Source organism: Mycoavidus sp. SF9855 (assembly GCF_024582735.1).
Taxonomy (GTDB): Bacteria; Pseudomonadota; Gammaproteobacteria; order Burkholderiales; family Burkholderiaceae; genus Mycoavidus.
On sequence record NZ_CP102085.1, the window covers coordinates 1 to 22310 of the forward strand.

At 50.0% G+C, this 22310-nt stretch carries 13 protein-coding genes and 1 pseudogene; 8 read left to right on the top strand and 6 right to left on the bottom strand.

What is annotated here, in order from left to right; all coding sequences use genetic code 11:
- The 3 genes from dnaA (at nt 1) to gyrB (ending at nt 5245) form a co-directional block, all read left to right on the top strand.
- Nucleotides 1-1479, top strand: coding sequence for a chromosomal replication initiator protein DnaA (gene dnaA, locus NQD60_RS00005; protein WP_257100560.1), 1479 nt, complete (start codon nt 1-3; stop codon nt 1477-1479).
- A 98-nt stretch (nt 1480-1577) separates the two neighbouring features.
- Nucleotides 1578-2687: a DNA polymerase III subunit beta gene (gene dnaN / locus NQD60_RS00010; RefSeq protein WP_257100561.1), complete on the top strand. Its 1110-nt coding sequence runs from the start codon at nt 1578-1580 to the stop codon at nt 2685-2687.
- A gap of 80 nt (nt 2688-2767) precedes the next feature.
- Nucleotides 2768-5245 (top strand): DNA topoisomerase (ATP-hydrolyzing) subunit B, encoded by a 2478-nt coding sequence (gyrB, locus tag NQD60_RS00015; RefSeq protein WP_257100562.1) that lies wholly within the window; start codon nt 2768-2770, stop codon nt 5243-5245.
- 338 nt (nt 5246-5583) lie between these two features.
- Here the strand turns inward: gyrB and NQD60_RS00020 are convergent, their stop codons facing one another.
- Complete coding sequence (locus NQD60_RS00020) at nt 5584-5736, bottom strand: hypothetical protein (protein ID WP_257101320.1); 153 nt, start codon at nt 5734-5736, stop codon at nt 5584-5586.
- A 205-nt stretch (nt 5737-5941) separates the two neighbouring features.
- Nucleotides 5942-6085: pseudogene (locus NQD60_RS00025) on the bottom strand (IS256 family transposase); the annotation flags it as partial.
- 115 nt (nt 6086-6200) lie between these two features.
- Here NQD60_RS00025 and NQD60_RS00030 point away from each other — a divergent pair.
- Nucleotides 6201-7250 carry an IS481 family transposase gene (locus NQD60_RS00030; RefSeq protein WP_257100563.1) on the top strand — a complete coding sequence of 350 codons (1050 nt, stop codon included), beginning with the start codon at nt 6201-6203 and terminating at the stop codon, nt 7248-7250.
- A 404-nt stretch (nt 7251-7654) separates the two neighbouring features.
- Nucleotides 7655-13678 (top strand): NACHT domain-containing protein, encoded by a 6024-nt coding sequence (locus NQD60_RS00035; RefSeq protein WP_257100564.1) that lies wholly within the window; start codon nt 7655-7657, stop codon nt 13676-13678.
- A gap of 299 nt (nt 13679-13977) precedes the next feature.
- Here the strand turns inward: NQD60_RS00035 and NQD60_RS00040 are convergent, their stop codons facing one another.
- The gene (locus NQD60_RS00040; protein WP_257100565.1) at nt 13978-15057 is read right to left on the bottom strand and encodes a reverse transcriptase domain-containing protein; all 1080 of its coding nucleotides are present in this window, start codon (nt 15055-15057) and stop codon (nt 13978-13980) included.
- 44 nt (nt 15058-15101) lie between these two features.
- Here NQD60_RS00040 and NQD60_RS00045 point away from each other — a divergent pair, with 44 nt between their 5' ends.
- The 3 genes from NQD60_RS00045 to NQD60_RS00055 all read left to right on the top strand — a co-directional run bounded on the left by NQD60_RS00045 (nt 15102) and on the right by NQD60_RS00055 (nt 17991).
- Nucleotides 15102-15386, top strand: a complete 285-nt coding sequence (locus NQD60_RS00045; protein ID WP_257100566.1) for a Y4bD/Y4pK family protein — start codon at nt 15102-15104, stop codon at nt 15384-15386.
- 129 nt (nt 15387-15515) lie between these two features.
- Nucleotides 15516-15791 carry a DUF6788 family protein gene (locus tag NQD60_RS00050; protein ID WP_257100567.1) on the top strand — a complete coding sequence of 92 codons (276 nt, stop codon included), beginning with the start codon at nt 15516-15518 and terminating at the stop codon, nt 15789-15791.
- Nucleotides 15792-15924: 133 nt separating this feature from the next.
- Nucleotides 15925-17991 (top strand): recombinase family protein, encoded by a 2067-nt coding sequence (locus NQD60_RS00055; protein ID WP_257100568.1) that lies wholly within the window; start codon nt 15925-15927, stop codon nt 17989-17991.
- Nucleotides 17992-18005: 14 nt separating this feature from the next.
- Here the strand turns inward: NQD60_RS00055 and NQD60_RS00060 are convergent, their stop codons facing one another.
- The 3 genes from NQD60_RS00060 to NQD60_RS00070 form a co-directional block, all read right to left on the bottom strand.
- A complete protein-coding gene (locus NQD60_RS00060) occupies nt 18006-18401 on the bottom strand; it encodes a reverse transcriptase N-terminal domain-containing protein (protein WP_257100569.1) in 396 nt (131 codons plus the stop codon).
- A gap of 667 nt (nt 18402-19068) precedes the next feature.
- Complete coding sequence (locus NQD60_RS00065) at nt 19069-20481, bottom strand: ISNCY family transposase (protein ID WP_257100570.1); 1413 nt, start codon at nt 20479-20481, stop codon at nt 19069-19071.
- Between the two features lie 301 nt (nt 20482-20782).
- Complete coding sequence (locus NQD60_RS00070) at nt 20783-22174, bottom strand: ISNCY family transposase (RefSeq protein ID WP_257100571.1); 1392 nt, start codon at nt 22172-22174, stop codon at nt 20783-20785.
- Nucleotides 22175-22310 lie beyond the last annotated feature (136 nt).

A 22310-nucleotide genomic window follows, 5' to 3' on the forward strand; every position in this document is an offset into this window, starting at 1 on the left:
ATGAATGATTTTTGGCAACAATGCTCCACTTTGTTGGAGCAAGAGCTTCCCTCCCAGCAATATCAGACGTGGATCAAACCACTCTCTTTGCTCGAATTTGATATTGAGGCAAGTACCCTGCATATTGCCGCACCAAACCGCTTTAAGCTCGATTGGGTAAAAAGCCAATTTTCTAGCCGTATCGCCGATCTGGCGCGAGATTTTTGTTGTAAACCAATGGCGGTACATTTTGTACTTGACCCCAAAGTCGCACGCCGGGCCAGCGGAGCAACCATGGCCAACTCCGTTGACTCCGCTGCTGTTCATCATACAGCTGCCGCAGACCTTACAGCCCAGATGACATCACTTAACCCGACTACAAGTGAGGCACCTATCGGCCAACAGAAAAACAGCGCAGCATCGGGATCCGGATGGTCAGGTTCACCGCTTACCAATCACGACAGCAGCGGTGCGCCAGAGCGCTCAAAATTGAACCCCGTGCTCACCTTTGAAAACTTTGTCACCGGCAAAGCCAATCAACTCGCACGAGCCGCCGCCATTCAGGTTGCCGACAATCCTGCGGTTTCGTACAATCCGCTTTTTCTATATGGTGGTGTAGGTCTGGGCAAAACACATTTGATTCATGCAATTGGCAACCAACTTAGGCAGCAAAAAGTGGGCGCGCGGATTCGCTACATTCATGCGGAGCAATATGTATCAGATGTTGTAAAGGCCTATCAGCGTAAAGCTTTCGATGAATTTAAGCGGTATTATCACTCGCTCGATCTTTTGCTCATTGATGATATTCAATTCTTTTCCGGCAAATCGCGCACCCAGGAAGAATTTTTCTATGCTTTCGAAGCGCTGGTTGCCAATAAAGCACAGGTCATTATCACCAGCGATACCTATCCCAAAGAAATTTCCGGCATAGACGACCGGCTCATTTCACGCTTTGACTCCGGCTTAACCGTGGCCGTTGAGCCGCCTGAGTTGGAGATGCGCGTGGCTATTTTGCTGCGCAAGGCGCGTTCGGAAGGTGTTGATTTGTCAGAGGATGTCGCGTTTTTCGTGGCTAAACATTTACGCTCAAATGTGCGTGAACTCGAAGGCGCCCTACGCAAGATTCTGGCCTATTCAAAATTTCATGGCCGCGAAATTACCATCGAGTTGACTAAAGAAGCGCTCAAGGATTTGCTCACCGTGCAAAATCGGCAAATCTCCGTCGACAATATCCAGAAGACGGTCGCTGACCGTTATGGCATAAAAATAGCGGATATGTATTCAAAAAAACGTCCGGCAGATATTGCCCGCGCGCGCCAAATTGCGATGTATCTGGCCAAAGAGCTCACGCAAAAGAGTCTGCCCGAAATTGGCGAACTCTTTGGGGGGCGCGATCACACCACGGTTTTGCACGCAGTGCGCAAAATTGCGGATGTCCGCAGCAAAGATGCGCTGCTCAACCGTGAACTGCATGTATTAGAACAAACCCTGAAAGGTTGATTTTTCAGGCACAATATAGGTTTTTCTCTGCCCATTTTAGGTAGAAAGCGCTTCTCCTTAAGCGAAGCGCAACCCGTTCAAGCTAAAGAAGGATATGTATGCAATTGGTTAAGACCGAACGAGAGAAGCTTTTGCGGCCACTGCAAGCTGTCAGCGGAGTCGTGAAGCGCCGTAGCAATACCACCCTGCCTATTTTGACTAACCTGCTGATCACTAAACAGGGCTCGGAGGTATCATTTCTGTCTACTGACCTCGAGTTGCAGATCATGACGCGGGCCGAGTTAAGTTCCGGCACAGAGCAGGGTGCCACCACGGTTGCCGCGCTTAAGTTGGTCGATATCCTGCGGGCTATGCCTGATGGAGAGGTGAGCCTAAACCTCTCTGATAAGCGCCTGACGGTACAATCCGGCAAAAGCCGTTTCGCCTTGCAAACGCTTCCAGCGAGTGATTTTCCGACCATTTCGCAAAATCAGGCGTTCGATGCGAGTATCACCATTAGCCAAAAAGCCTTTCGGCAACTGTTGGGTTTTGTGCATTTCGCCATGGCCCACCAAGATATCCGTTACTACTTAAATGGCATGTTGCTCATCGTTGAGGGCAGCCAATTGATGGCCGTTGCGACCGACGGCCACCGCCTAGCGTTCGCCTCAACCTCAGTTGAGGGTTCATTTGCACGGCAGGAAGTGATTATCCCTCGCAAAACGATTCTCGAATTACAGCGCTTGCTTGAAGATAATGACGAAGCGCTTTGTATCGATCTCGCCCCAACTCAGGCGCGTTTTACTTTTAGCCAAATTGAACTGATTTCAAAATTAGTTGAGGGTAAATTTCCTGATTTCCAGCGCGTCATTCCAAAGGGCTATACTAATACCTTTACTATTGGACACGGCGAATTCCAGCAGGCTCTAATGCGCTCCGCCATTTTGACATCCGACAAATTTAAGGGTGTGCGTTGCTTAATTGCGCCGGGCCAATTAAAAATTACGTCGAACAATGCAGAGCAAGAAGAGGCTCAAGAGGAGTTGGAAATTGCCTATGATGGCGCGTCAGCCGATATCGGCTTTAACGTAACCTATTTGCTTGATGTACTCTCCAATGTAAAGGCTGACATGCTGCAATTTAGCCTAGGAGACTCTAACTCTAGCGTACTTTTAACGATTCCAGGCAATGAGGATTTTAAATACGTCGTCATGCCAATGAGAATTTAAGCACAGAATAGACACTATTTCACCGGGGGCCATGTGCCCCTTTGGCGTTTTTAACGCACCAGCAAAATTGGAAGAATTTCATGACCGATCAGCAACAACCGCACGCCGACAACAGCTATGGCGCCTCGTCGATCCAGATTCTTGAAGGCTTAGAAGCTGTTCGCAAACGGCCTGGAATGTATATTGGCGATACCTCCGATGGCACCGGCCTGCATCATTTGGTATTCGAAGTGCTCGACAATGCTATCGACGAAGCATTGGCAGGTCATTGTAATGATATCCATGTCACGATTCACGCGGATAACTCGATTTCCGTCACCGACAATGGCCGCGGCATCCCGACTGATATCAAGCTCAACGATAAGCATGATCCGAAACGCAGCGCCGCTGAAATTGTGATGACTGAGTTGCACGCAGGCGGTAAGTTTGACCAAAATAGCTATAAAGTATCCGGCGGCTTACACGGCGTGGGCGTATCGTGCGTCAATGGCCTATCAAAATGGCTACGCTTGGTCATCCGCCGTGATGGTAAAAAGCACTTTATGGAGTTTCACCGCGGGGTGGCACAAAACCGAGTGATCGAGCAGATCAATGGTGAACCGGTCTCTCCCATCGCCGTCGTGGGTGCCACTGAACAACGTGGCACAGAAGTGCACTTTTTAGCCGACGAAGAAATCTTTAACAATATTGAATTCCATTACGATATTTTAGCCAAACGCATACGCGAGCTTTCCTTTTTGAATAATGGCGTGCGTATCCGTCTAACTGACCTACGCACAGGCAAAGAAGATGATTTTGCCTTTTCAGGTGGGGTCAAAGGCTTTGTTGAATACATTAATAAATCAAAACAAGCTTTGCATCCAACGATTTTTCACACGACGGGTGAAAAAGACAATGTGAGCATCGAAGTGGCGATGCAATGGAACGACAGCTACAACGAAAACGTACAATGCTTCACCAACAATATCCCGCAACGCGACGGTGGCGCTCACTTAACGGGCTTACGGGCGGCGATGACGCGAGTCCTCAATAAATACATTGAGAGCCACGATCAAAGCAAAAAAAATAAAACCGAAACCGCCGGCGACGACATGCGCGAAGGGCTCACCTGTGTATTATCAGTAAAAGTCCCTGAGCCCAAATTCAGTTCGCAAACAAAAGATAAACTGGTTTCGTCAGAGGTGCGAGCACCCGTCGAAGAATTAGTGGCAAAAGCGCTCGAGACATTTTTGCTGGAAACACCGAGCGATGCAAAAATCATTTGCGGTAAGATTCTTGAAGCCGCACGCGCCCGTGAAGCGGCGCGTAAAGCGCGCGAAATGACGCGACGCAAAGGAATTCTAGAAGGCGGTGGCCTACCTGGCAAACTGGCTGATTGCCAAGAACGCGATCCCGCCAAATCAGAAATCTATATTGTTGAGGGAGACTCGGCTGGCGGCTCCGCCAAGCAAGGGCGCGACCGTAAATTTCAAGCCATTCTACCTTTGCGCGGCAAAGTGCTTAATGTCGAAAGAGCGCGCTTTGACAAACTATTATCGTCAGAACAAATCGTCATTCTGATCACCGCCCTTGGCTGCGGTATCGGCAAAGAAGACTATAACCTCGACAAACTACGCTATCACCGCATCATTATCATGACCGATGCAGACGTTGATGGCGCCCATATCCGCACCCTACTGCTCACCTTCTTCTACCGGCAGATGCCGGATATGATCGAGCGTGGTTATATTTATATTGCGCAACCGCCACTTTACAAAATTAAACATGGCAAAGAAGAGCGCTATCTGAAAGACAACCACGAGTTAGGCCAACATATGCTGCGGCTTGCCCTACAAGGAGCTGAGTTGGTGCCAGCAGAAGGCGCTGAACCACTCACCGGGGATACGCTAGGCGAACTGACACGTTCTTACTTACTCGCCGAAGCAGTGATTGACCGCCTGCGCCAGATGATCGACGCAGGTGCGCTAGAAGCCATTATGGATGGCGTTGAAATTGACTTATCCTCATTAGCATCCGCTCAAACCAGCGCAGAAATGCTCGAAGCGGCATTACGCGCCGAGCCGCTTAAGCCTGAAATTCGCGTACGGCCTATCTACAATGAGACCCTTGAATCTCATTCACTACGCATCGAACGCAGCCATCATGGCAATCTAAAAGTCAGCGTCATTGATGAAGAGTTTCTAGTCACGTCTGATTTCCAGCAATTAAGAACAACCGCACAAATTTTTAAAGGCTTAATTAACAAGGGTGCTGTTATCAAGCGTGGCGAGCGCAGTATCGCCGTGAGTAATTTTAAGAGCGCGATGAAATGGCTATTTAGCGATGCTGAGCGCAACGTTAGCAAACAGCGTTACAAAGGTCTGGGTGAAATGAATCCAAGTCAGTTGTGGGAAACCACGATGGATCCGACTGTGCGACGTCTGTTACGCGTGCAACTTGAGGACGCGATTGCTGCTGATAATATCTTTACAACTTTAATGGGCGATGAGGTTGAGCCACGGCGGGCGTTTATTGAGACGAATGCGTTGCGGGCTAAGAATATTGATACGATTGGGTGATTTGTAAGCGGCCGGCTAAACCGGTGTCGCGGGTGGCACGGCAACATCTTTCAGGACGGCGAACTAGTAACTGGTTGAAGAAAGCAATGTGCAAAATTTGCACATTGCCGGTTCGGACAAACCAGTGAAACTCTACAACCTGGACGCCATCATTTCCGTCGAGTACCGCGTCAATTCCAAGCGCGGCACGTAATTTCGCCAATGGGCAACCGGCATTCTACGCGACCATTTAATGCAGGGTTGGACGCGAGAGTGATCCAAACTGGGGGCTGGCGTTTCTAGGCCGCCTCCTTGAGCGGCGTCAACTCAACACTCTCTTGTGTTTTCATACAGGGGAACTAGCGGCAGAAGGTTTTACGCAGATCACCGTTGAGCACTTGCACACGCGTTTGCAACAACAGATGCGCGCCACGTCGAGTCCAACGCATCTGCTGTTTTTTCGTAAGCACTCCACGATCCCCAGACTTGGCGCTTGGGAGAGAAGAAGGCATACTGAATTCCTCTAGATAAAACAGAAGCGATGGAGCGGAGTTAAGGATGGGAGCGGAATTTTAGCCAGAGCAGCATGTGGGAGTAGCCAAATTAGATAGGGATAAGGGACCGCTAACTGATATTGGTCAGGGGGTTAAAATTCCATGGCAACGAGCCTGTCAGTTTTTTTGTGTGTCCGAAGTCACGGTTAAATTTTACAGCTTCTTATAATGAGGCTGTAAAACGATCGCCAAATAAAATGGCAAATTGAATTTTTGCAGATCGCCATGTAAGAGGGGGCATTTTCCAATCTTTAGTGATATTTCGCAAAGCCAAATAAATGAGTTTAATGGCGGCCTGGTCATTAGGTGTAGTAGTTTTGATTTGATCGTACAGTAAGGCCTTGCCAAATGGTGGGGTTCTTCGGTTTGATAGAGGTGCGAATCTTTATTAAACCAGCGCGTAAGCGCCTAGGAGATACCCCATGTATAGTGTTCATCAAAATATCATCAAACACAAGGTAGGCCTGCTCAATTTGGCAGAAGAACTTGGCAATGTGTCTCGCGCCTGTAAAGTAATGGGATTTTCCCGCGACACATTTTATCGCTATCAAACGGCGGTAGAAACAGGCGGAGTGGATGCGCTGATTGATGCCAATCGTAGAAAGCCCAATCTTAGAAATCGTGTTGAAGAAGCCACCGAAATAGCGGTAGCCGAATTTGCTCTGGAACAGCTCGCTTTTGGCCAAGTCCGCGTTTTCAACGAACTGCGTAAGCGGGGTATTTTTGTGTCTCCATCAGGAGTGCGGTCAGTTTGGCTACGGCGCGATTTGGAGTCATTTAAAAAGCGCCTTTCAGCGCTGGAGAAGCACGTTGCTGCAACGGGTGTGGTTCTGACTGAAGCACAGGTCGTTGCGCTCGAGAAGAAGCAGGAAGACGACGTAGCGCACGGCGAGATCGAAACAGCTCATCCTGGTTATCTTGGTAGCCAGGACACGTTTTATGTTGGCACGATCAAGGGTGTGGGCCGAATCTACCAGCAAACATTTGTGGATACCTACTCGAAGTGGGCTGCGGCTAAGCTTTACACAACCAAGACGCCAATTACCGCAGCGGACCTATTGAACGACCGAGTGTTACCGTTCTTAGAGGAGCAGGAAATGGGGCTGGTCCGCATACTGACCGATCGGGGCACTGAGTATTGTGGCAGGCCAGAAACCCATGATTACCAGCTCTATTTGGCCCTCAATGACATTGAGCACACCAAGACAAAGGTTCGACATCCGAAGACGAATGGAATTTGCGAGAGATTTCATAAAACTATCCTGCAAGAGTTTTACCAAGTCACATTCCGCCGCAAAATCTATTCTTCAATCGAACAACTGCAAAACGATCTCGATGATTGGCTGGCTTATTACAACAACGATCGTACACACCAAGGCAAAATGTGTTGTGGTCGCACACCGATTCAAACATTAATTGACGGAAAGGAGGCATGGCGAGATAAAATCTCAATACTGAACAACTGCATTTGACCTGACAACTGCTCTCGTCAAACCGGGGAACTGTCAGATCAGATCTGAACTAATACAGATTAAGCTTCTCAGTTAAGTATTCAGCCATTCTTAACAATTCAGCATCCATCTCTTTTCTGCTTCAACGCTTAAACCCCGATATAAAATTGGCAGTTATGCAATAACCAATGACTTACGAGAAAGAAGATTAAAGAGGACTCTGGTTCGAAAGTGTCCTATCCTATGTTAATGGGCCTATGCGAACTTCAAGCTTGCATAGAATGTGTGATGGACTTTGATAAGGAGTGGGTTCGCGATGGGGTGCTCAAGCCAGGGGCAGATGGGTCGGCAAGGTTAAGTCAAACACATCAGTCTTAAAATGAAGAAGGGGCTAGGCAAACCAGGAGGGACTCATAGGCATTGCTATGCTACCAAAAATATCTAGTGTTCCAAATTTTAAGCGTAATGTCCTAGGTCACGACCGAGATTACTATTTAAAAGAAGCTAATATTTATTTAAAACGAGCTAATGAGCAGCAACAAAATAACAAATTTTCTAAAGCTGAGAAGTTATTTATCGAAGCGCAAGATACGCTGAACAAAATTCTTCCCACAGAGAGGAATGAGCAGGTTATCGATTGCCTAGCGCAAGCGTATTTAGGGCAAAGCGAGGTTTTATGCAAGCTGGAACCATTTGAAGAAGAGCGTATCCGTATCGTCTATGGAAAAGCCAGTCCCTATCGGTCACACGAAGTTGAGCAAAGACTGGCCAATTTGCAGCGCCGTTTATCCACCTCAGTAACACCAGCTCAGCCCCGAGGGCAACACACTGTCGCCGCGGTTTATGGATATACGATCCAGCACGCGCTTTCCAGCCCATCTCAGACCCAAGCCGCGGTCTTTTTTAAACAAGATGTCTCCCCCGTTACGAATAAGCAGTATCAGGTCGAGGAAGATATCGCTAAGTTGCAGGATACTCGGCACCTAGCCTATTGCCTTCAACAGGCTACGCTGAATGAAGAGCAAAAAAAGCCATTGACGGAGTTGGCCGCCAAGATCGCGGATCTCTTTGCAGGCAGAGCCACTAAAACATTATCAATAGTGCAAGAAATTGCCCCTTTAGCCACTATCCCTAATCCAGATATCTATCAATCGTTACTGAACCAAGCCTTAAAGACGCTGGAAGAACCTTTGCTTAACGCCAATGTTGTGCAAGGCCTAGCGGTGATGATTCGTTACTGCCCAGGAAAGCTGGTAGAAGAAGGCAAGCTCAGTTCGAGCGATTTAATGGATGGACTGAAATTGTTACTGAAACGCTTACAAAGTGCTTACCAGCATGATAAAGACACGACACGGCTCCAAACGCTCTTACAGGCCCATACGCAACTCTTAGAGGCGATGGCGTTAATGGGGGTGACGGGCATAAGCCGTGTGCAAGTGCAAGAGCCCCTTAAGGAAATCCTGTGCAAATTGAGTGGACATAGCTCTTTCACGATCCAGTTTCAAGCCCGTTATGCCCGGCAAGCCTTAGCGCATATTCCGAATGATGAAAGCACCTCGCAAGCCGTATTACGCCGGATGGCCAGTGTGACCAAGGGGGTGTTGACGCTAGCCAGTGCGGTCAAAACCTTAGATCCAGCGAAATTGCTTGAAACCTTTGAGCACTTTAGCGAAGTGTTTTCAGGAGCGGAAGAAATTACCAAGGAGCTGATCAGCCTGGCAAAAGAGATGTATGAAGCTGGCTCGACGGTGCAAAAAGGCGGTACAGAAATTCGGGAGGGCATGGATTTTAATCGGCGACATCGTTGGTACGCGGCGCTCCAAGCGACCGATATCCTATTGGCGGAAGGTCAATTCAGTCAGCTTGAAGTCTTTGTTCGCAACAGCCCATATTGGCAGCATGCTGATTTTTTACAGGGACTGTGTCAACGGTTAGAACAGATTGCCCGCAGTCATCAGGACGAGTTGATACAACGGGCCGCCGTGGATTTTTTGGGGGATTTGATCCAAAACCCAGCGCAATGGAAATCGCATAGCGATGTCAAACAGAGTGCCTCGTATGCTTTAGAGCGTCTCGCCATAGCGCTCACCGGGACCGTGCAGACTCGTGTTCAGGAAATTTTAAAGCAGAGCAACCCGAATTGGGTGCCCGCTGGGCACACTGGACAAAACTATGTGCCACCAGTTTGGGCTTCGATCTGGCACGAAGGACAGAGCAGTCAATTACTCAGTGAAGCCCGAGGCGACCTTGCCCATTTTAAACGTCAGCAAGAAATAGAACTGCGATCGAAGAAAGAGCCGCTTGCGATCTTAGGCAAAAATATCGAAGCAGAATATTTCACGGCTTGGGAAAATGCCGGGGGAGAAATTCAGGAGGGGCTAGCCATGTATGTCGCTCCGCAGGCCACTACCGTCACAGATAGAAATACCCTTTTTGATTTAAACGAAGCAGTCACGGCTTTTTTGACACAAAAGGAAGATTCTGGCGTGAAAACACAGGTACTGTTGCTACGGGGCGAAGCAGGCTCAGGCAAATCGACCTTTAACCGGCAGTTAGCGCGTCGCTTATGGCGAGAATATAGTGTAGCGCCCGCTTCCGACGAACGGCCGATCCCGCTGTATATTGCTTTGCCGACCGTAGACAAGCCACACCAAAACCTGATCGGCCAGTATTTATCGGATAAATGTAGTTTCTCTCCAGAGCAGATCGACGCCTTGCGCCAAAGCCAACGCTTTATTTTGATCTTAGATGGCTATGACGAAATTCCTGCGGAACAACGGAATTTATATGCGGATGAAAAACTGGACCAATGGCAAGCCAAAATTATACTGAGTTGTCGGCCGGAGTATTTAACCGAAGGCTATAAAAACCATCTGCAGCCACGAGGCCATTTGCGGTTGCTGCTCGAGTATCAGCTCGCCCCGTTTTCTGAACCATTAATCGACACTTATATTGATCAGTACGTTAAGCATATGCATGTTGAGTGGAGCGCCTCAAAATATAAGAACATATTAAGGCGCATGCCGAATATCAACGCACTCTTGGGTACGCCCTTTTTGCTCAAAATGGCCTTAAGCGTGTTGCCTACATTAGACAGAGCTCAGTCCGATCAAGTGGGGCTGACCCGAATCCAGCTCTATGAGAAGTTTGTGCGGAAGTGGTTTAAGCGCGCTCTCAATCGTTTAAAGCTGATGCAGCATAAATTAACCGATGCGCAGCAGAAAGCCTTTGGCAGTTTAACAGACGCAAACGAATTTATCGGGCATAGCCAGAAATTTAATACCGACTTTGCAGTGGCGATGGCTGAGGCTAAAACCACGGTGGCAGAATATTCAGCGATCGCTCACAGAGGGATGCCTCAGGATAAACGGTACGAGCCCTTTCTCAGCAGCAAAGATGAAGAAAAGAATCTACTGCGCTTTAGCGCTTTGCTCACTCGTCAGCAGCAAAAATATCGTTTTATTCATAAATCGATTCAAGATTATTTAGTGGCGCGGGCCGTATGGGAAGAGCTGGAAAACGCAAGCGGACGCGATGCATCCTCTGGTACTGAGCCGCTGAACGAGATAAAAAATGTGCGCCTGATATGGGAGACATTGGACCCTTCTATTCAAGTCGATCCAACCGCGTTATTGAATCAATTCAATTTAGTGGAGGAGCTAGCCGTCCAGCGCTTTTTAGTCGAGCGAGTCCAACAGAACCGAGCGTTGGTGAAGCTCCTGTTGACGTGGATCAAAGCCTCAACGAGCCAAGATACCGTGAACACAGCAGCGGCGAATGCGATCACGATCTTGGTTAAAGCGGGCGTGCAGTTTAATGGAATGGATTTACAAGGAATCCAGATTCCGGGCGCAGATCTGAGTTTTGGGGTTTTCGATTCTGCGCAGTTGCAAGGGGCTGATTTAAGCAATGTCAATCTTCGCAATAGTTGGCTACGCGCAGCTAATTTAAGCGGCGCGCAGATGGCCGAGGTGCAGTTTGGCGAATGGCCTTATCTGCGAGAAGCGGGCGAGGTGCTGTCCTGCGCGTATTCACCGGATGGGAAAACGTGTGCGATTGGGCTTGGAAATGGCGAAATCAGTGTCTATGACACCTCGACTTGGAAAAAAATCTACACTTTAGGAGCGCATGACAACGCTGTTTTAAGCGTGGTGTATTCTCCCAGCGGCCAGCAGATTGCCTCGGGTAGTAAGGATAAGACGGTACAGCTGTGGGACGCGCAAACCGGTGCCCGCGGGCGCACCTTAACAGGACATACAGGCTCTGTTTTGAGCGTGGCGTATTCGCGGAGCGGCCAGCGGATTGCCTCGGGCAGTGTAGACAAGACGGTGCGGCTGTGGGACGTGCAAACTGGGAAATCCGGCCCCCCCTTAACAGGACATACAGGCTCTGTTTTGAGCGTGGTGTATTCGCCGAATGGCCAGCAGATCGCCTCGGGCAGTGATGACAAGACGGTGCGGCTGTGGGACGTGCAAACTGGGAAATCCGGCCCCCCCTTAACAGGACATACAGACTCGGTTTCGAGTGTGGCGTATTCGCCGAGCGACGGCCAGCAGATCGCCTCAGGTAGTAAGGATAAGACGGTACGGCTGTGGGACGTGCAAACTGGGAAATCCGGCCGCACTTTAACAGGACATAAAGACTCGGTTTTGAGTGTGGTGTATTCGCCGAATGGCCAGCAGATCGCCTCGGGCAGTGATGACAAGACGGTGCGATTGTGGGATGCGCAGACCGGTGCCCTTGGGTACACCATGAAAGGGCATACCGACTGGGTTAGGAGCGTGGTGTATTCACCGAGCGGCCATCAGATTGCCTCGGGCAGTGATGACAAGACGGTGCGGCTGTGGGACACGCAAACCAGTGTTCCTGGGCACACCTTGCAAGGGCATACCGACTCGGTTTGGAGTGTGATGTATTCGCCTGGCGGCGAGCAGATCGCCTCGGGCAGTAGGGACAAGACGGTACGGCTATGGGACACGCAAACCGGTGCCCACGGGCACATCTTACAAGGACATACCGACCGGGTTTGGAGCGTAGTGTATTCGCCGAGTGGCAAGCAGATCGCCTCGGGCAGTGATGACCATACGGTGCGGCTGTGGGATACACAAACCGGTGCCCCTGGGCGCATCTTAACAGGACATACAGACTGGGTTAGGAGCGTGGTGTATTCGCTGCCGAGCGGCGAGCAGATCGCCTCGGCCAGTGATGACAAGACGGTGCGGCTGTGGGACGTGCAAACCGGGAAATCCATCCACACCTTAACAGAACATACCGACTCGGTTTCGAGTGTGGCATATTCGCCGAAGGGAGATCAGATCGCCTCGGGTAGCAAGGATACGACGGTACGGCTGTGGGACGCGCAAACCGGTTCCCTCAGGCGCATCTTACGCGGTCATACCGACTTGGTTTCGAGCGTGGCGTACTCGCCGAGCGGCGAGCAGATCGCCTCGGGCAGTAGGGACAAGACGGTACGGCTGTGGGACGCGCAAACTGAGGAATCTGACCACACATTAGAAGAACATACCGACTCGGTTTCGAGCGTGGCGTATTCGCCGAAGGGCGATCAGATCGCCTCGGGTAGCAAGGATAAGACGGTACGGCTGTGGGACGCACAAACCGGTTCCCTCAGGCACATCTTACGCGGTTATACCGACTTGGTTTCGAGCGTGGCGTACTCGCCGAGCGGCGAGCAGATCGCCTCGGGCAGTAGGGACAAGACGGTACGACTGTGGGACGCGCAAATTGAGGAATCTGACCACACATTAGAAGAACATACCGACTCGGTTTCGAGCGTGGCGTATTCGCCGAGCGACGAGCAGATCGCCTCGGGCAGTGATGACAAGACGGTACGGCTGTGGGGCGCGCAAACCGATTTCTCCAGGCTCACCTTAAAAAAACATAAAGACTCGGTTTCGAGCGTGGTGTATTCGCCAAGTGGCGAGCAAATCGCCTCAGGTAGTGATGACACTACAGTGCGGCTGTGGGAGATCAAAACGGGTAAGTGTTTAGCAGTGGTACCAGGTTTGGGTGGCGCAATTCGTAGCGTCGCCTGGAAAAAGACACCAGACGGCCTCTGTTTGGCAATCGGCTGTGACGACAAGTCTGTTCGCCAGTGGCAGATTATAGAAGAGGAGGGTCATTATCAGGTACGCCTGTGCTGGAGTTCAATGCATGACAGACTGACCGTGTCGAATATCTCTATCCAGAACGTACAAGGTTTAAGCCAAGTAAATACACTGCTTCTCCAGCAGCGCGGCGCGGTAGGTGAGCCATCGTTACGCTCATGCGAAGTGAGTCAGGAGCTAATCGCAGACCCTACATTCAGACAGGTGTCCAGTTCCGGGAGTTTAGATAGTCTTGCTGCGGCCGAACCCAACCCACCCGCTGGACAGTCAGCCCAACCGGCTCTCTCGGAGAACGATCGAATTGTGGTCTCTGATCTGGTCTGAGAGAGGAGGCCGCAATGCCATAGCCAGACTGTTCGCCCCGGATGGAAGGGGGATAGACAACGATGAAGGAGAGCAGAGCTGTTTGCGTAGAGAATGCTCTCATGATGGATGGTGTTTTCTATGTGCATCACTACCCTATTTTACATAAGAGAAGTTATGGACGGCTTTAGTTGTAGGCCCCCAATAGTAATGTCTGGTTTTAGGTCGGGTAACAGCAGCGCATTGCTACGCTGCCGTCCCCTAAGAACTGTACGTGCGAGTCGCCCCGCATACAGCTCAAGCCAAGCGTACAGCACTTTTTAAGGCGCCGGGCCGTACCGAAACTTGGTGGTATAGTAACGCTGGATAAAGTAATTTCTCCATTGAGGGTCAAAAGGGTTCGCCAGCTTACGTATTTTGATATGTCTGACGATGGGTACTGAGACTGCATTAAAGAGCGCTGTGATGCGAGTTTCTCCGTTGCAGCGCTCTTGCGCAGCGAATACCCCATTGCGCCCTTCTACTCGGTGGAAGTATTTTTTCTCAATCCAGTGCGCTCCTTTGGATGGGTGTCTTCGCTTTGCCCATTTCCGAAGGCACTGCCAAATGGCGTTATCGATCAAGGTGAAGCTGGCTTTGGCGACGACATGCCTATGATATTGGGCCCAACCTCGAATAATGGGGTTGAGTTTATATATCAGTTGAGCTTGGGTCACACTGCCACTACGTTTGATGATTTCCCGGACTTTATCTAGGAGGGCTTTAATGCTCTTCTTGGCCGGCTTAATAAGCAGCTTGCCGTTGTACTTGCGTACATTTTGCCCGAGGAAGTCAAACCCTTCGGCGATATGGGTGATCTTCGTCTTCTCGTTAGAGAGTTCTAATCCCCTAGCAGCCATGAATTGTTTGACTGCCGGGAGAACCTGTTGCTCTAAGACTTCTTTGGAGCTTGAAGTAACCACCCAGTCATCCGCGTAGCGGATGACATGGATTTTAAGCTTTTGATGTATGGAGCGATGAGGCCCCACGCTTGCGAAGACAGCAGCTTCTAATCCATCCAGAGCCATCATGGCGATCACGGGTGAAATTGGACCACCCTGTGGCGTCCCAGCCTTGGTCGCGTAGAGAGTTCCTTTATCGATAAAACCGGCATGTAGCCACTGTTGTAGGATGCGTTTTTCCATCGGGATATAATTTAATAGCCATTTCGAACTAAAATTATCGAAACAGCCTTTGATGTCTCCCTCTAGTACCCACTGCGCTGCATTTTTACGGGCAAGACAGTTGAAGCACTGTTCTATGGCATCCGCTGTCCCACGCTTAGGCCGAAATCCATAGGAGTTCGGATCCGCTAGACATTCCGAAATTGGTTCGAGAGCGAGCTTCCATAAAGCTTGCATCGCTCTGCACCGCATACAAGGGACGGTCATCGTTAACTACACAGGTGCCCAACCATCATTTGGGATTGGCAGAAATTCTCCACCCGTTTCATCCGCTTAGAGGCCAACGCTTTCCAGTACTGAAGACGCGTCGCGTCGCAGGGATCGATACGCTGATCCTTTCTCATGCAGAGCGTGGCAGCTTCAGTATTCCCCGTGAATGGACTGACTGGGGCGCGCCATCAGCTCATGATGGTCAAGAAGCTGTCGCTCACTACTTTGACCTTGGCATGCTCTTGGATCTAACCGCCTTGATCGATCAGCTCCCCCACTCATCTTCCAAGAAATAATTTGCAAAGGAGTTTGATAAATGAATTTTTCTATCCTATTATCAGACCAGTTATATATGTGGTCCGATATACATGCAAAATACCTTGTCATCCACTTTACGCAGACGCCGATCACAATTGTTGCGACGAATGCCAGCCTTGGACTCACTTTTACGTGGTTCGCTTATCGAACGTTACAAGCGTTGCGGCAAACCTGGCTGCAAGTGTGCCGATGGCCCCGGCCATGGCCCCAAATACTATCTATCGGTCAGCTTCCCAGGCAGCCGACCGCAAATGGATTACGTGCCGCAAACCAATCAACCCGATGTTGCCCATCGCATAGAAAATTATCACCAGGTCCGCCAAGTCATCGAAGAAATCTGCGAGATCAACCGCGAATTGCTACGTCGCCGCGAGGCGTTCTGAGAGAGTTCGGTGAATCAGTTGCCACTATCTCTCGAGCTCATCGACCCACAAATTGGTGGCGTACTTATTGCCAATATGCTCGAAGCATGGCTCGCTGCCGAGGCTATGTCAGAGCTAAGCGAGGAGGCCGTCAATGAACACTGCGATCACCGAACAACACCTCAGCAAACCAGCGTATATCTATGTACGTCAGTCAACGTTAGCTCAAGTACGGTTCCATCAGGAGAGCACCGAACGCCAGTATGCTCTACGAGACAAAGCGCTCGCACTAGGTTGGCCGAACACGGCGATCCGTATCTTGGATCGCGACCTGGGTGTCTCGGGAGCCCAGATGACAGGCCGGGAGGACTTCAAGACCTTGGTGGCAGATGTCTCAATGGGACAGGTCGGTGCAGTATTTGCCCTGGAGGTATCCCGACTGTCACGCTCAAACCTAGACTGGCATCGACTACTCGAGTTGTGCGCGCTAACCCACACCTTGGTTATCGATGCCGATGGATGCTACGATCCGGGAAACTTCAACGATGGTTTGCTGTTAGGTCTCAAAGGAACTATGGCACAGGCCGAATTACATTTTTTGCGCGGGCGCCTCCAAGGTGGCAAACTTAACAAAGCGCAGAAAGGCGAGTTGCGGTTTCCTCTTCCGGTAGGTTTATGCTACAACGACGAAGGACGAATTGTTCTCGACCCTGATAATGAAGTGCGTGGTGCTGTGCAATTGGTTTTTCGTCTGTTTCAAGAGACTGGCAGCGCATATGCGGTTGTCAGGCGCTTCGTAGAGAATAGCTTGCGCTTTCCAAAACGGGCCTACGGCGGAGCTTGGGCAGGGCAGCTAATTTGGGGGCAGCTCAGTCATAGACGTGTCCTCGGATTGATCAAGAATCCCGCGTATGCAGGCACCTATGTCTTTGGACGGTATCAGTATTGCAAACGCATCACACCTCAGGGTGAAGTACACAAACGCATGCAACTCGTGCCGAAAGTGGACTGGCGCGTTCATTTGCCTGGGCACCACGAGGGGTACATCACGTTGGAGGAGTTCGAGCAAAACCAGCAACGCTTAGAGTGCAACCGGACCAATGGCGCACAGACACTATTAAGCGGTCCAGCGCGCGAAGGTTTGACACTGCTTCAGGGTTTGTTGATATGCGGTTGCTGCGGACGAGCCATCACAATACGCTACCAAAGTCACGGTAGCATTTATCCGGTTTATCTATGCAGTTGGAAGCGACGCGAAGGCTTGGCTACTAAGGATTGCATACACGTACGTGCTGATTTACTCGATAAAGCCATAACTGATGAAGTCCTCAAAGTCTTGCGGCCAGCTGAACTTAAACTGGCCTTAGCTGCATTCAAAGAGCTTGAACAACGTGACCAAGCCATCATGCGCCAATGGCAGATGCGCATCGAACGCGCTCAATATGAAGCTGCGCTTGCGGAAAGACGCTATCAAGAATGCGATCCTGCTAATCGGCTCGTTGCGTCAACCCTTGAGCGACGCTGGAATGAAGCCATGCTTCGCGTTGAACAGATTGCGGCTGAGGCCGCTCAATTCGAAGCCCAAAAAGCGCGCGTAGCCACACCCGAACAGAAGACAAAGGTACTTGCCCTGGCGCGCAATCTCCCACGCCTCTGGCAGGCGCCATCGACCCAGGCGAAGGATCGCAAGCGGATGCTACGATTCCTTATTCGTGACATCACGGTCGAGAAATTGCCGGATCAGCGGCAGCTCATTCTGCATGTCCGCTGGCAGGGTGGCGCCTGTACCAATGTCAACGTGAATTTACCTAAACCGATCGCTGAGGCAATGCGCTATCCCACAGCTATCGTAGAACGGGTTCGTGAGCTCTTCCAGCATTTATCTGCTTCGCAAATCGTCGTGCAATTTAATCATGAAGGGCTGCGCAGCCCCCACGGCAAAGCATTCACTCTTGCCATGATTAAATGGATCCAATATAAATATCGAATTGTTTCCTTTTGTCTCAAGCGTCCTGACGAAATGACCGTCAAGCAGCTCGCTCATTACTTGGATATCAGTACATACGTGGTCTACTATTGGATTGAACGCAACATCGTTCAAGCACGTAAGCTTGATGTCCATGGTCCATGGTGGATCACTCTCACCGCTTCCAAGGAACAAGTACTTCGGGATTGGATACGCAACTCAGGACATCTACAGTCTCAACATGCCAATATTTAACTGTAAGGAGTGCATTATGAAACTACCGTCGGTATGCCTAACGGACGCTGTTTGCCATTGCTTTTTAAAATATAAACGCGCCGTAGAGGTAGAGCACGGTATCCGTGATGCCTCAGTGACAGCATTCCTTTCCATTTGGCAGCCGGAGTGGTCCAAAGTTGTCGATCTACTCCTGGCGTGCGTTTACCACGATTTTCCGTCACGCGTTTGACGGCAAGCATTTTGCCGCCGTGTGAGCGTGTTAGTAGGTGTTGCAAAGCACGGGCTTTGCCCCATCGTCCTGCTAAAACTGCCTGAGCAATACGCTCCTGGAGCCGTTTCACCTGTTTTATGATGCGGGGCCAGTTGGTCTGGCTCCACAAATTATTCGGGCGCGCAGGTGCACAACAGACCTTTACGGTCTGCCTCATCTGACTTTCCTGCGTATAACGGTTTGCCATGATTTCTTGCCCATCTTGACCAGGTGCAAGTCTGCTCGCTTTCGCGCGAGAGAATGTTTCACTCTCTATCCACCCCATTACAGGATGACATTCGCTTTTTGCACCCTCCTGTACCCACACCGTCAACAGCATTCCTCGCGGTCTGCCTGCCTTTAAGGCAACGTTATGGGCTTACCCTGTTTCATTTGAATTTCAGTGCGAGTCGGATCCCTCTTCTTTGCCGGCGGTTGTTTGTCCATGTTGGCTGAACTTAGAACAACCAAACCTAACCGCATACCATTTTGGTTCAGGCCCAGCACCTTTGGCCTGTTCATCTTAACGACAATTGCAGAGATTCACGTGTGTTGATCGTATTCGCACATCCCTAGCCCCTCTCCGCTTTAGTGCTAGCAGATTCGGCTTTGCCTCGCAGCTCGGCCTACCGATTACTCGGCGGTTACATTGTCATCGGAGCTTCATACCGAGCCGTTACCAGCCCCGCATGTCCGACTAGGGAACGATTGATGGAGCAATCGGTCTTATCTGGTCATGTTTCTCCCGTAAGACAGAAATTCAAACGACTTTTCAGGTCGCACCAAAATTAAGATGTCGCAATTTACAATGAATACTGGTATGAAATGGATGCGTTTAGAGCAGATTAAGCTGAATGTAGCGACTTTTCACTATCGCAATAAACAGTTTTATGCATAATTGCTGCGTTTAAATCATCAGCCGTAAATTTGAGCGGTTGCTTCGTTCCCTCTTTACTCTTTTTTTGCTGAGGTTCGGCCCCTCGGTTAGTCCTAGAAGGGGTATATGAGGCGCTTCGGTCATCGCGTTGAGCCTGCATAAGTTTAGCCACATGTAGAACATGGTCTAAACGCTTATGGTCAACAATCGTTCCTTGATTGATTTCAGACAGTTTGTCATAGCGCCGATAAGCAAAAGCAATGCCGTCAGCTCGCAATTCAATACGGCCATCAGGATACTCATAAACTTCAATATATCGACTGATGAGCTTGCGCGCTTCAGGAGTGTCCTCAAGTATGTAAATCACCCGATCATATTGCACTGTTAGCGAGCGCGTAACACGACGCGATTGGCGCCATGTCAGAATTGTATCGAGATCCTCGTCCTCGCGCAGCGGCCGGTGCGCATTAAAATCACTTTTAGGTGGCTTTGCAAAGCGAGCGTTGAAATCAGCCATAAAGTGCGGTACAAAAGCATTAGCCGCTTCCTTAGTGTTGATGCCACGCAGTCGAAGTTCCTTCACTAATCGATCTTGCAGCGTAAGGTTAGCGCGCTCAACACGACCTTTGGCCTGGCTCGAGTTTGCACAAATACTTTCGATGTTCAGTTCATACATAGCGCGACCAAAGTGGGTCACACCTTTGCCGCCAGTCGTCGCGTATTGCGCATTACGGAAGACGCTCGCCTTGTCACTGTAAAACGCAACGGGCTTCCCATGTCGCTCCAGATAACTGCGCGTCGCCTTAAAGTAGCTGAAGGTCGATTCCGTCGCTGTGAAATGCAACTGCATGATACGACTTGTGGCATCGTCGATGTACACTAACAGCGTACAAGCAGGACCTCGACCCTCAAACCAATGATGATCACTGCCGTCAATCTGTATCAGTTCGCCCAGGCACGCACGCCGGGCGCGTGGCTGATAAACCTTGGCCAACCTCTGCCTACGCGGCACCCACAAACCTGCTTCTGTCATCAGGCGTCGGATGGTTTCTTTGGAGACAATAACGCCATGGCATTCTCGAAGCTTTTCACAGGCCAGCGTGGGGCCAAAGTCAGCGTAACGGTCTCGTATCAAACCCAGCGCGTGGCTCGCAACACCCGCCGGCAATTGGTGGTTGCTCGGGCGTCCGTTTCTTTTTGAAATCAGGCCTGAGGCACCTTCGGTTCGATATCGCGCAATCATACGCTCCACCTGTCGCCGGCTCAACTCAAGCCGTTCCGCGGCTTTCCACACCATCAATCCGCCGTCTACAACGGCTTGTATCACTTTCAGTCTATCTACGTCTCGCATCGTCATTGTGATCGTACCTGGTGCCGCCATACCGCGCCCCTACATCAAGGAACAGCGGCATCATAAACGACATCTCAATTTTGCCCAGATACGACACTACAACTTTGCCCTTACAAAAAATGTCAAGGCTCAATTCAAATGTCCCACTTTTAACTTAATAGAAATGTCCTATTTGTCTAGCTTTAAATAATAGAAAGCGTAGGGTTGTCCACGGCAGCCCTCGCCGGGCTCTATCAAGCCCAAGAGCGGGGGCTGCCGTGGACAACCCGGTTAGCAGTGTTACAGCAATCATTGTGCAAAATTAAGCCCACTTCGTTGCAAAAGCGATGATTCAATTCTGTGTCAGATTGTTAACAACAGAAATCGCATGATTGAGATCTGCAGCGTTCAATTCTCGCTGTTTTTTAAGGCCTTTATCCTTCACTTTGGACTTAACGGGTTGGCCTGCATGGGTCCGCGAGGGGGCGTGTGTATTACGACGGTTATCCCGTTTTGCTTGTACGGTCTGAGCTACTCTCAAGACATGGCTTAAGCGTTTATTTTCCACGATTGAGCTCTGATCAATCTCCGACAAGCGGTCATAAATTGTGTAGGGCACAGAGGTGCCATTGCTCCAGACCTCGATGTGACCGTCCGGGTATTCAACGATTTCGAGATACTTACGGATCAAACAGCGCATCTCGGGATTATCTGGCAACAAATATAAAATTTTATCGTACTGCAAGGTCAGGTTGCAGGAGACTTTGCGGAGCTCTCGCCAGGTAAAAATATGATCCAAATTCTCATCGCTACGAATCCCTCTGTGAGCATTGAAGTCACTACGTGGCGGTTTGGCAAAACGAGCGTTGATATCACAAATAAAATGTGGCGCAAAGGCATTTGCTTCTTGCTGGGTAGAGATGCCGCGTAGCCGTAACTCCTTGACTAAACGGTCCTGTAAGGTCAAATTCATTCGTTCTACACGACCTTTAGCTTGACTGGTATTGGCGCAGATACTTTCGATATTTAATTCGTACATCGCTCGAGCAAATTGGGTGTGTCCTTTACCCGAAGTTGCGTCTTTGGCATTGACTCGAAAAACGCTAGCCTTGTCACTGTAGAACGCTACAGGTTTGCCGTGTTTATCTAAATATTTACGAGTGGCCTCGAAGTATGAGAAAGTAGATTCGGTTGCCGTAAAGTGTAGCGCCATCAATTGGCTGGTCGCATCGTCAACGTACACTAGCAATGTGCATGAGGGCGCACGGTCTTCAAACCAAAAGTGGTCACTGCCATCGATCTGGATCAGTTCGCCCAGACAGGATCGTCGATTTCTAGGCTGGTAAACCTTAGCAGACCGTTGTCGTCTAGGGACCCATAGACCTGCCTCAATCATCAAGCGACGCACCGTTTCCTTGCCCAGCTTAATGTCGTGACATTCGTATAGCTTCTCGCAAGCCAGCGTTGGACCAAAGTCCACGTAGTGCTCACGAATGAGTGCAATCGCACGCCCAGAAATACCCGCTGGTAGCTGATGATTGCTCGCTTTGCCACGGTGCCGGGACGGTACTCCAGCCGCCCCGAAGTTGCGATACCGATCAACGATTCGTGTCATCTGCCGAAGGCTCAAACCTAGGTGCTCTGCTGCCTGGTAACGTTTCAAACGACGTTCGATAACTGCTTGTATAACCTTGACCCGCTCAAGTTCGAGCATGCTCATCGTAATCCATCCTGGTTTAGCCATACTACGCCTTAGATCAGCAAAATAAGCCCCTTAGCATAAGGCTAGTGATCTAAAAGTAGGACTTTTGTACTGAGCTAAAATAGGACATTACTATTGGGGGCCTACAAAAAAGCTGTCCCTAATCGGACGTTATGTT

Bases quoted from the DNA above. Each gene is read 5' to 3' on its own strand.
- NQD60_RS00060 (WP_257100569.1), bottom strand. From the start codon at position 18,401: ATGAGGCAGACCGTAAAGGTCTGTTGTGCACCTGCGCGCCCGAATAAT.
- NQD60_RS00070 (WP_257100571.1), bottom strand. From the start codon at position 22,174: ATGGCTAAACCAGGATGGATTACGATGAGCATGCTCGAACTTGAGCGG.
- NQD60_RS00065 (WP_257100570.1), bottom strand. From the start codon at position 20,481: ATGGCGGCACCAGGTACGATCACAATGACGATGCGAGACGTAGATAGA.
- dnaA (WP_257100560.1), top strand. From the start codon at position 1: ATGAATGATTTTTGGCAACAATGCTCCACTTTGTTGGAGCAAGAGCTT.
- NQD60_RS00050 (WP_257100567.1), top strand. From the start codon at position 15,516: ATGCCAGCCTTGGACTCACTTTTACGTGGTTCGCTTATCGAACGTTAC.
- dnaN (WP_257100561.1), top strand. From the start codon at position 1,578: ATGCAATTGGTTAAGACCGAACGAGAGAAGCTTTTGCGGCCACTGCAA.
- NQD60_RS00055 (WP_257100568.1), top strand. From the start codon at position 15,925: ATGAACACTGCGATCACCGAACAACACCTCAGCAAACCAGCGTATATC.
- NQD60_RS00040 (WP_257100565.1), bottom strand. From the start codon at position 15,057: ATGCAAGCTTTATGGAAGCTCGCTCTCGAACCAATTTCGGAATGTCTA.
- NQD60_RS00030 (WP_257100563.1), top strand. From the start codon at position 6,201: ATGTATAGTGTTCATCAAAATATCATCAAACACAAGGTAGGCCTGCTC.
- gyrB (WP_257100562.1), top strand. From the start codon at position 2,768: ATGACCGATCAGCAACAACCGCACGCCGACAACAGCTATGGCGCCTCG.
- NQD60_RS00020 (WP_257101320.1), bottom strand. From the start codon at position 5,736: ATGCCTTCTTCTCTCCCAAGCGCCAAGTCTGGGGATCGTGGAGTGCTT.
- NQD60_RS00035 (WP_257100564.1), top strand. From the start codon at position 7,655: ATGCTACCAAAAATATCTAGTGTTCCAAATTTTAAGCGTAATGTCCTA.